This window comes from Polaribacter sp. (assembly GCF_965660385.1).
Taxonomy (GTDB): Bacteria; Bacteroidota; Bacteroidia; order Flavobacteriales; family Flavobacteriaceae; genus Polaribacter.
The window spans coordinates 1-11,221 of the sequence record NZ_CBFHZT010000067.1 but is presented as its reverse complement, the minus strand read 5'-3'; the positions used below and the strand labels follow the sequence as shown (position 1 = coordinate 11,221).

Here is an 11,221-nt window from a genome sequence, read left to right as displayed (position 1 = left end):
TTTTTATAGGTAAAGATGACGCTATTGATGAAGCTACCTTTAAAGCAAAATTATATGCAGCTCGTAAAATTGCTGAACACGAAATCAGAGAATCTAAGATTTCTGAAGCCAATTATTTTTACGTTCCAAGTTTATCTATCACTACCATTATCTATAAAGGTATTATAATGCCAGAGGATATTGGTCCTTACTATCTAGATCTTCAAGAAATTGACTTGGTAACTCGTTTGGCACTAGTACACCAACGTTTTTCTACCAATACTATGCCTACTTGGGAATTGGCACAACCATTTAGACACATGTGTCAAAATGGAGAAATTAATACTCTACGAGGTAACGTGAGTAGAATGCGTGTTCGTGAAGAAATTATGAAAAGTGATGTATTTGGCACACAAATCGAAAAACTTTTCCCTATCATATTGCCAGGAAAATCGGATTCAGCTTCTATGGATATGGTTGTGGAATTGTTAACACATACAGGGCGTTCATTACCAGAAATTATGATGATGATGATTCCTGAAGCTTGGGAAAAACACGCTACCATGTCTCCAGAACGTAAGGCTTTCTACGAATACAATGGCTGTATTATGGAGCCTTGGGATGGCCCAGCATCAGTACCTTTTACAGATGGTGATTATATTGGAGCTTTATTAGACAGAAATGGTTTAAGACCATCAAGATATACTTTAACTAAGAGTGGTAAATTGATTATGTCTTCTGAAGTTGGTGTTGTTGATATTGACCCTTCAGATATTAAAAAACATGGAAGATTAGAACCAGGAAGAATGTTCTTGGTAGATATGAACGAAGGTAGAATTATTGATGATGAGGAAATCAAAGACAAAATTGTTAATGAAAGACCTTACCAAGAATGGTTAGATAAAACACGTTTGCATTTAAAAGATGTACCTTATACCAATGAAACCTGCCCAATAGAAACCATTGATATTAAAACCCGTCAGCGTTTATTCAATTATACTTTTGAAGATATTCAAGAAGTTATAACACCAATGGCGCAAGTAGGTAAAGAGGCTTTGGGTTCAATGGGTATTGATACTCCTTTAGCAGTTTTATCAGATAGACCTCAACTAATCTCTAACTATTTTAAACAATTATTTGCGCAAGTTACCAATCCGCCTTTAGATGGAATTCGTGAAAATATTGTTACAGATATCAGTTTAAATCTAGGAAAAGACAGAAATATTTTTAGTATTACAGATAGACAATGTAGAAAATTAAGAATACAGAATCCTGTTATTTCTAATGCCGATTTAGAAAAAATTAGAACTATCGATATTGAAAGTTTTAAAGCAGAAACTATTCAAATTTTGTATCCTAAAGCACAAGGGGTTAATGGTCTTGAAGATGCTTTAGACAATATCATCATTCAAATTGAAAAAGCTTTACAAAGAAAAACAAATATTATAATTCTTTCAGATAGAGGTGTAAACCAAGAGTTTGCCCCTATTCCTGCTTTATTAGCTTGTTCTTACGTAAATCATCAATTGAACAGATTACGAAAACGCTCTCATTTCGACATCATTATTGAATCTGCAGAACCTCGTGAGCCACATCATTTTGCTACTTTATTTGGCTATGGTGCAAGTGCCATCAACCCATATATGGTAAACGAAATCATCAGAATGCAAGTAAAAGAAGGCTTCATTACTGATATGGATGAGCAAAAGGCTGTAGATAATTTTAATAAAGCTATAGGTAAGGGTATTTTAAAAGTGATGAATAAAATAGGAATCTCTACACTACATTCATATAGAGGTTCTCAAATTTTTGAAATCGTTGGTTTCAATTCACAGTTTGTAGAAAAATATTTCCCATACACTGCCTCAAGAATAGAAGGTATTGGTTTATATGAAATTGAAAAAGAAATTGACAAACGCTACAAACAAGCTTATCCTGATAATCAAATTGATAAAAACTTAGGCCTAAATATTGGTGGAGATTATAGATGGAGAAGAAATGGAGAACGCCACTTATTTAATCCAACTACCATATCAAAACTACAACAAGCCGTTCGTTTAAGCGATCAAGCAAGTTACGATGTATATTCAAAAGCCATTAACGAACAAGCAGAAAATTTAATGACCATTCGTGGTTTGTTTGAATTTGACAACTTAGATCCTATTCCTTTAGATGAAGTTGAACCTTGGACAGACATTGTAAAACGTTTTAAAACGGGTGCTATGTCTTATGGATCAATTTCTAGAGAAGCGCACGAAAACTTAGCAATTGCCATGAACAGAATTGGAGGAAAATCGAATTCTGGTGAAGGTGGAGAAGACAGAAAACGTTTCCAAAAAGACATTAATGGTGATAGTAGAAACTCTGCGATAAAGCAAGTAGCTTCTGGTAGATTTGGGGTAACCTCTCATTATTTAACAAATGCGAGAGAAATTCAAATAAAAATGGCACAAGGTGCAAAACCTGGTGAAGGTGGTCAATTACCTGGCTATAAAGTTTTACCTTGGATTGCTGATGCAAGAAATTCAACACCATTTGTAGGATTAATCTCTCCTCCTCCACATCACGATATTTATTCAATTGAAGATTTAGCACAACTAATCTTTGATTTAAAAAACGCCAATCGTGAAGCAAGAATTAATGTAAAATTAGTTTCTGAAGTTGGTGTAGGTACTATTGCTGCTGGTGTTGCCAAAGCAAAAGCAGATGTTGTACTAATTTCTGGTTACGATGGTGGTACAGGAGCTTCGCCTCTAACCTCATTAAAACATGCAGGTTTACCTTGGGAACTTGGTTTATCTGAAGCACAACAAACGCTAGTTTTAAACAACTTAAGAAGTAGAATTGTTGTGGAATGTGATGGCCAGTTAAAAACGGGACGTGATGTAGCAATTGCAGCGTTATTAGGTGCAGAAGAATTTGGTTTTGCAACAGCTCCTTTAGTAGCTTCAGGTTGTATTATGATGCGTAAATGTCATTTAAATACATGTCCTGTTGGTATTGCAACGCAAGACAAAGAATTGCGTAAAAACTTTAAAGGTACTCCAGAACACGTTATCAATTTCTTTTATTATGTTGCAGAAGAGTTAAGAAAAATTATGGCACAACTAGGTTTCAGAACCTTAGCTGAAATGGTTGGACAAACGCATAAAATTAATGCTAATAAGGCAATACATCATTATAAAGCAAAAGGGCTTGATTTATCTAGCATTTTACACAGACCAAGTGTATATAAAAGTTTAACAGTTAAAAACACTGAAAGTCAAGATCATAATTTAGAGGGTGTTTTGGACTTTACCATCTTAAAAGATTCGCATAGAGCTTTATATCGTAAAGAAAAAATGAACCTTGCGTATCCTATTAAAAATACAAACAGAACAGTTGGCGCTATTGTAAGTAATGAAATTTCTAAAATTTACGGCCATTTAGGTTTACCTGAAGATACATTAAACATCAATTTTACAGGATCCGCTGGGCAAAGTTTTGGAGCCTTTGGTGCTTTCGGTTTAACATTTACTTTAGAAGGTAACACCAATGATTATTTAGGTAAAGGATTATCTGGAGCTAAACTAATTGTAAAAAAACCAGCAAAAGCAGATTTTGTTGCTGATGAAAACATTATAGTAGGTAATGTTTGTTTATTTGGGGCTGTTAACGGACAAGCTTATATCAACGGAATTGCAGGTGAGCGTTTTGCTGTACGTAACTCTGGTGCAACTGCAATTGTAGAAGGTGTAGGTGATCATTGTTGTGAATATATGACTGGTGGTAAAGTAATTGTACTTGGTAAAACAGGTAGAAACTTTGCAGCAGGTATGAGTGGTGGTATTGCATATGTATACGATCCTGAAAACAAATTCGTAAACGGATTGTGCAACACAGAAACCATAGAATTTGAAAAAGTAGAAGGCGAAGATGCTGACGATTTAAAAGCATCTATTGAAAAACACGTTTTGTATACCAATAGCGATAAAGGTACTAGCTTATTAGTAGATTGGGATACAACTGTAAACAGCTTTGTAAAAGTGATGCCTACAGAGTACAAACGTGCTTTAGAGCGTTTAAGAACAGATGAACCAATGGTAGAAGAATTAACAACAGCATAATGTCATGGGAAAAGTAACAGGATTTAAAGAGTTTGAAAGACAAGATGAAAAGTACATATCTGTTAAAGATCGTGTCCAAAATTATAAAGAATTTACAGTTCCACTAAGCGAAAAGGAACTTACCAAACAAGGATCACGTTGTATGGACTGTGGTATCCCTTTTTGTCATAGTGGTTGCCCATTAGGAAACCTTATTCCAGATTTTAATCATATGGTACATCAAGGAGAATGGCAAAAAGCTTCTTGGTTATTACATTCCACAAACAATTTTCCAGAATTTACAGGAAGATTGTGCCCTGCTCCTTGCGAAAAATCGTGTGTTTTGGGTATTATAGAAGACCCAGTATCTATAGAAAATATTGAAAAAAACATCGTAGAGCGTGCTTTTAAAGAAGGATGGATTAAACCTCAACCTCCAAAATCTAGAACAGGTAAAACTATTGCTGTTGTAGGTTCTGGACCTGCTGGTTTGGCTACTGCTCAACAATTAAACAGAGCTGGCCATTCTGTAACTGTTTTTGAAAGAGATGATGAAATTGGTGGATTGTTACGATACGGAATACCTAATTTTAAAATGGAAAAAGGTATCATAGACAGAAGAGTTAAAATTTTAGAAGCAGAAGGCATTGTATTTAAAACCAATGTAAATGTTGGTGTAAATTATGATGTAAAAGATTTAAAAGCTTTTGATGCTGTAGTTTTATGTGGTGGAGCAACAAAAAGACGTAGTTTGCCAACACCTGGTATTGATGCTGATGGTGTTGTACAAGCTATGGACTTCTTAACCCAACAAACTAAAGTGTTATTTGGTAAAGAGGTGAAAGACCAAATTATGGCAACTGATAAAGACGTAATTGTAATTGGTGGTGGAGATACAGGTTCTGATTGTATTGGTACTTCTAACAGACATGGAGCAAAATCTGTGGTAAACTTTGAGATTATGCCAAAACCTCCAGGACACAGATCACCAACTACACCTTGGCCTTTTTGGCCACTACAATTAAAAACCTCATCTTCTCATGAAGAAGGTGTGGAACGTAATTGGCTAATTAACACCAAAGAGTTTGTTACAGATGATAACAACAAATTAATTGCATTAAAAACAGTTAATGTAGAGTGGAAAATGGTGCCAGGTGAAAGACCTCAGTTGATAGAAATTGCTGGTACAGAAAAAACTTGGCCTTGTGATTTGGCTTTATTAGCATTAGGATTTACAGGCCCAGAAAATACCTTAGCAGAAAAGTTAGGCATTAAAACAGATGCACGTTCTAATTATAAAGCTGAATACGGAAAATACCAAACCAACATTCCGAATATTTTTACTGCTGGAGATATGCGTAGAGGACAATCTTTAATTGTTTGGGCAATTTCTGAAGGAAGGGAAGCTGCTCGTCAAGTAGATTTGTATTTAATGGGTAAATCTGAATTACCATCAAAAGATGTTACTGGAGATTTAGTAGCCATGTAGTTATAGCAATATTATAAATTTAAAAAACGCATCAATGTAATCATTGATGCGTTTTTTGTATTGGGTTTTACAAGGGAGCATGCTCCCTTGCAGAAACTATATTCCATAATGCAATATTGCACCATCTGCTTTGCGTGAGTTGGTTTGGTTTTTATACTCTGCAACTAAGTTAAAATCGGCTTTTGGTTTTAAGGTATACTCTAAAATATTTACAAATAATTCTGTTAAAAATATCCCTTGATATTCTTCTTCTTTTGAACCTCTAATGTTTTCTTGAATTGTTGGGTTTAAAAAGTATGTTGTATACTTTTTATAAGTTTTTCTTTTTAATACTGAGGTTTGAAATAATGACATGTATAGCTTGCAATTTATTTGAGCTCTAAAAATAGAATTTTAATTGCAAATATTGAAATCAATCTTTTAAAAGATTACCATATCTATAATCCATTATGCTTACTATTTTTTTTTGATAATTAAGAAATTGTGTGAAAATATTCTGCAAATAAAAAAAACCAGCCTTTACAAAATCGTTATAAAGTACTGGTTTTCAAGTGACCATGACAGGATTCAAACCTGTAACCTCTTGAGCCGTAATCAAGTGCGCTATTCAGTTGCGCCACATGGCCGTAAGCGGATGCAAATATAGTAGCATTTTTCTAAAATAGAAAGGCTATTTGCATTTTTATGCATTTATTTGCGATTTATATGCAGAGAGCACCTTTTCTGCATTTGCTACATCTTTTTGTAAAACGTGTATTTCTACAGATCCTTGTTGTTCTCCAAAACCACCTAGCCTTGCAGATTCAAAACGATCTTTAACCAAATACGGAATGCCTTCAGCTTCCAATTCAATTTTTAAACCGTTTATAATAATTGTTGTGTCTGTAAATAATTTAATATAATCTGTTTCCATAATTTTAGTTTTAATCTAGTGCGTGCATAGTTACATAAGCTCTCCAACCAATAATTGCCAATTGTAGTTTTGTAGCCTTAGCAATGTCTAACTTTCTTTTGGTGTAAGAAGGTAAGATAATTTTATTGATTTTTGCCAATAGTTTAAAAATTTGTTTTTTCATTGTAATGTGATGCTTCATCAAATTTACTAAAAAATAACGAAGCTATCTTTAACGTATTTTAAACTTTAGTTTTTAAAAGATATAAAATAAGTGGTATTTGAATTATTTAAAAAGAAAAAACTAAGTATTGCGTTAAAGATTGCACTGAATTAGAATAGAATTGAAATAATAATTTCTGAAATAATTTTGATAAATTTTAACGCTGCAATAATCATAATAATAAGTTTTTTTTAGTTAGTAATAAGGTTATTTATGTAATTGTTTTTGAAGATAATAGGTTTATACAATGCCCACCAAACGTTTATCAACAAATCTTTCTAATTGATTTTACATTTAAAATCAAAAAAACGATATTTGTTATAATATGTAATATTTAACACTACAAAAATATATCACTTTAAAACTATAAACTTCGTTTAACATAAATACTGTTAGTAAGTAATGCGTTGTTTTTATTGCTTTTTTAAAAGCAAAGGAAAAACCATTCTACAAAAGGGTTTAAAATGCATTTTGATTTTTTGCTTTCTTTTTTAAGTTGATAAAAATGTATCTTTGCAAAAAAGTAATTCAATGAATTTTGTACTAATAATTAGTGGTTTAATTTTATTAGTTTTGGGTGGTAACTGGTTGCTAAAATCAGCAGTTTCACTGTCTTTAAAATTAAATATTTCTAAAGTTGTGGTGGGTATGACTGTGGTATCTTTTGCTACATCTGCACCCGAACTTATTGTTAGTATAAATGCTGCCTTAAATGGTTCTTCAGATTTGGCTTTAGGAAATGTTATTGGGTCTAATATTGCAAATCTTGGCTTAGTATTAGGAATAACATTGTTGTTTGGTAGTATGAGTGTTGAGAAAAATTTTTATAAACTAAATTGGCCTGTAATGCTAATCGCTTCTGCATTGCTCTTTTTATTTTTAAGCAATGATACTGTAGTTGTAAGATACGAAGGCTTACTACTTTTCTCTTTTTTAATTGTTTTTTTAATTTACCTTTTGCGTACTCAAAAAAACATCGACCTAGAAGATGTAGAAAGTGCTGTCCCTTTATCTGGCATTAAAACAACGCTATACTTAGTAATTGGTGGATTAGGCCTTTGGGGAGGCTCTGAATTGCTTATTAAAGGTGCAACTGCCTTGGCTTTAGATTTTGGGGTAACAGAGCGTGTAATAGCTGTAACTATTGTTTCTATTGGCACAAGTATTCCTGAATTAGCAGCATCAATTGTAGCCGTAATTAAAAAAGAAAAAGCCATTTCTTTAGGAAACTTAATTGGTTCTAATATTTTTAATATTTTGGCTGTTATTGGTATTACGTCCATTATTACTCCTATATCACTTAAAGATGAAAGGTTATTATCGAGCGATATTTATTGGATGCTCGCCATTTCTTTCATTATTTTACCTATGGTTTTATTACCAAAAAAATTCATTTTGAATTGGAGACATGGTGCACTTTTATTGGTTGCTTATTGTACTTTTATTTATATGACTCTTTAATGATTTGGGCTTGTTCTCTTTTTAACAGTTTTAAAAGTAGTAGTAAAATTACAACTCCAATAATTGCAAAGATGGTCATAAAGATCCACGTGAATTCATAGCCAAAATTTGAAATCATTTGCATACCAATATGATGGCTAAAAATACCTGCTAATGAAAAAGAAATCGCATACATGGCCATATATTCTCCTTGATTTCCTTTTTTACTCCTTTCTAAAGAAAATGAATTCGAAAATGGAAAAGCAACCATTTCACCTACTGTCATCAATAACATACTCACAATTAAAATACCCAACCAACTTGTTACATTTAGTATTATAAAACTAATCGCTAATAAAAATAAACCCAAGGCTACCAATTTTATTTTTGATCTTTTGGTATTTACTAACCAATGGATTAAAGGCATTTCGAACACAAAAATAAATAAGCCATTAAACCCCATCAACAAACCAATTTGTAACTCAGACAACAAACGAATGTCTTTGTAATACAATGGCATTGTAGAAAAATATTGCATAAAGGTAAAACCGAAAATAAACATGGCTATAAAAAACACCCAAAAAGGTTTGTCTTTATATACTGAAACAGGTTGGGCTACTTTTACATGGTCTAAAATCTTTGCTTTCTTTGGGTGTAAAACTTGCAATAACAACATTGCTGCTAAAAGGCAAGTAACACCATCTACCCAAAATAAACTTTGGTAGCCTATACCTGTAATAATTAAGCCACCAATTGCTGGTCCTGCAGAAAAACCCAAGTTTATGGCCAAGCGAATTAACGTTATAGAACGGGTTTTGTTTTCTGGTTTGCTGTATGCACTTAGCGCTACAAACATTGCTGGTCTAAAGGTATCTGCCACCAACATTACCATAAAAATACCAACACAAAGACCAACAAAAGAGGTAATATACCCTAATATAACAAATGAAAATCCTGTTAAAAACAAACTCCATAGCATTACTTTATAATAACCTATTTTATCGGTTAATTTACCTCCTAACCAAGTACCTACAAACGATCCCAAACCCCAAAAAGGTAAAATCCAACCTACATCATCTAAAGAAAAACCTAAATTATCTTTTAAGTACAAAGACAAAAACGGAATAACCATAGTACCTGCTCTGTTAATTAAAGTAATTAAAGACAACCACCAAACTTCTTTAGAAAGCCCCTTGAAGGTATTTGCGTAATTTTTAATTATTTTTTTCATTTTGATTGATTTAAATACTGAAAATCAAATAAATTCAGTATTCTTAAAATATTACTTAAACAAAAAAGTCCGACTTTTAGGCCGGACTTTCTATATTTATATTGATGTTTTAGATACTATCAAAATAAATGTACAGACCGATTGTTGTGGTTCTTCCACGAAATTCGAGTACATAAAATAAGGACAGTTTTCATTTTGTTTTTATTGATGGTCTAAAACTACATAAAATAGTTGAATGTTGTATTTTTGAAAGATAAAAATTTATATGATGAAAAATCTATTTTTATTTGTTATGCTATTTTTGATATGCTCCTGCAACTCTCAAGACAAAAGACCTTTAGTGGGCGAAACCGAATATCAACAAAAATTAAATGCCAGCTACAAAGACGCTACAACATCACCCTTAAAAAAGAAAGATTTAAAAGACTTTAAAGGTTTAGACTTTTTTCCAGTAGATTCATCCTTTATTGTTACTGCGCAATTAACAAGAACAGCAAATGCACCAACTTTTAAAATGGCAACTACCACAGACCGAAAGCCTTTATACAAAGAGTATGGTATTTTAAATTTCAATTTAAAAGGAAAAGATTTACAGCTTACCATTTATCAAAGCCAAGATGATTTGAGAGATGAAAAGTATAAAGATTACCTCTTTTTGCCTTTTACAGATGACACTTCTGGCAACGAATCGTATGGAGGTGGACGTTATATGGATGTTATGACCACTGATATTAATATGGACAGTACAATCACCTTGAATTTTAACAATACTTACAATCCTTATTGTGCTTATAACGATAAATATTCTTGTCCATTAACCCCAAGAAAAAATCATTTAAATATAGAAATTAAAGCTGGTGTAAAAGCTTTTAAAAAACATTAAATCCCTTTTAAACGCTCAATAAATTTTACAAAATCTTCTTTACTTGGTGGGTTTCCTTTAAAAGGTAAAATATCCCATTCTCCCTTCTCAAAAAATATAGTGAAATTAAAAATAGCTGTATTCGCATCATCTGGATTTAACATTGGGTAACGTAAGTCTACATATTTATAGGTTCCTACTTTTTCCTTTTTAGAAATGTTGTAATAATGATTGCTAAACCAAGCTAAGGTTTGTAAATTATCATCACTCATATCAATCAAATCATGATTTTTTTCGACCGAAATAATATTTTCAGCAATATTATTTTTGTCTAACAAAGAATAAAATACCAAGTGATACTGGGTTTTGGTTTCTGCAACAGCATACCATAAAATATTGTTTAGAATAGTAGGTTGAGCAGAAAAACGCTGATATGAAATATTTGCTTTTTCAAATGATGTTGCAAAAACACGATTAATATAAAACTTATTAAAAATGGTAAAAACCATGTAAGCAGAACTTACATAAATGCCTGTTTTTAACCACCAAGTTCTTCGAGTATTTGTTCTCTTAAAAAACATCATGATAACTAATGAAATTAAAAACGGAACTGTATACAATGGATCAGCAACAGAGATGTTATTAAAAGCCACTCTATAATCTGAAAATGGTGCAAAAAGTTGCGTTCCATATGGTGTAAAACAATCTAAAAGCGGATGCGTAAAAATGGCCCAAAAGAACAAAAAAATCCAATCTTTTAAATGGGTTGTACCTGTTCTTTTTTTTGTGTTGTAAAGTTTGTGAGTAATCCATCCAAAAACAAAACAACCTAACACAGCAAACAAAATAGAATGCATAAATCCTCTATGAAAAGCCATTGCCTGAATTTCGTTAGTATAGAGTAATTTTCCTACAAAAATATCTAAATCAGGAATTGTTCCACCAATGGCACCAAACAATAATGCTTTGTTGCCTATCTTTTTTCCAAGAACAGCTTCACCACAAGCAGCACCTAAAACA

At 32.4% G+C, this 11,221-nt stretch carries 9 protein-coding genes and 1 tRNA gene; 4 read left to right on the top strand and 6 right to left on the bottom strand.

The window, feature by feature from the left end; translation table 11 throughout:
- On the top strand, window positions 1-4,085 hold a 4,085-nt coding region (gltB, locus tag ACTG3V_RS13875), incomplete at its 5' end, for a glutamate synthase large subunit (RefSeq protein ID WP_439132769.1).
- A 4-nt stretch (window positions 4,086-4,089) separates the two neighbouring features.
- Window positions 4,090-5,553 carry a glutamate synthase subunit beta gene (locus ACTG3V_RS13870; RefSeq protein WP_439132768.1) on the top strand — a complete coding sequence of 488 codons (1,464 nt, stop codon included), beginning with the start codon at window positions 4,090-4,092 and terminating at the stop codon, window positions 5,551-5,553.
- A 96-nt stretch (window positions 5,554-5,649) separates the two neighbouring features.
- On the opposite strand, the gene ACTG3V_RS13865 is transcribed toward ACTG3V_RS13870, so the two are convergent.
- The 4 genes from ACTG3V_RS13865 to ACTG3V_RS13850 all read right to left on the bottom strand — a co-directional run bounded on the left by ACTG3V_RS13865 (window position 5,650) and on the right by ACTG3V_RS13850 (window position 6,629).
- Window positions 5,650-5,907, bottom strand: coding sequence for a hypothetical protein (locus ACTG3V_RS13865; RefSeq protein ID WP_439132767.1), 258 nt, complete (start codon window positions 5,905-5,907; stop codon window positions 5,650-5,652).
- Between the two features lie 198 nt (window positions 5,908-6,105).
- Window positions 6,106-6,179, bottom strand: a tRNA-Arg gene (locus ACTG3V_RS13860).
- A 56-nt stretch (window positions 6,180-6,235) separates the two neighbouring features.
- Complete coding sequence (locus ACTG3V_RS13855) at window positions 6,236-6,466, bottom strand: putative signal transducing protein (RefSeq protein WP_439132766.1); 231 nt, start codon at window positions 6,464-6,466, stop codon at window positions 6,236-6,238.
- Window positions 6,467-6,476: 10 nt separating this feature from the next.
- Window positions 6,477-6,629 carry an SsrA-binding protein gene (locus ACTG3V_RS13850; protein ID WP_439132765.1) on the bottom strand — a complete coding sequence of 51 codons (153 nt, stop codon included), beginning with the start codon at window positions 6,627-6,629 and terminating at the stop codon, window positions 6,477-6,479.
- Window positions 6,630-7,199: 570 nt separating this feature from the next.
- Between ACTG3V_RS13850 and ACTG3V_RS13845 the strand changes: the two genes are divergently transcribed.
- Entirely contained in the window at window positions 7,200-8,129 is a 930-nt protein-coding gene (locus tag ACTG3V_RS13845; protein ID WP_439132764.1) for a calcium/sodium antiporter, read from the top strand.
- Here the strand turns inward: ACTG3V_RS13845 and ACTG3V_RS13840 are convergent.
- Window positions 8,110-9,339 (bottom strand): MDR family MFS transporter, encoded by a 1,230-nt coding sequence (locus ACTG3V_RS13840; RefSeq protein WP_439132763.1) that lies wholly within the window; start codon window positions 9,337-9,339, stop codon window positions 8,110-8,112. The two genes, ACTG3V_RS13845 and ACTG3V_RS13840, sit on opposite strands and share 20 nt — an antisense overlap.
- Window positions 9,340-9,607: 268 nt before the next feature.
- Here ACTG3V_RS13840 and ACTG3V_RS13835 point away from each other — a divergent pair, with 268 nt between their 5' ends.
- The gene (locus ACTG3V_RS13835; protein WP_439132762.1) at window positions 9,608-10,222 is read left to right on the top strand and encodes a DUF1684 domain-containing protein; all 615 of its coding nucleotides are present in this window, start codon (window positions 9,608-9,610) and stop codon (window positions 10,220-10,222) included.
- On the opposite strand, the gene ACTG3V_RS13830 is transcribed toward ACTG3V_RS13835, so the two are convergent.
- Window positions 10,219-11,221, bottom strand: a 1,003-nt coding sequence (locus ACTG3V_RS13830; protein WP_439132761.1) for a metal-dependent hydrolase, incomplete at its 5' end; no start/stop codon positions are given. The two genes, ACTG3V_RS13835 and ACTG3V_RS13830, sit on opposite strands and share 4 nt — an antisense overlap.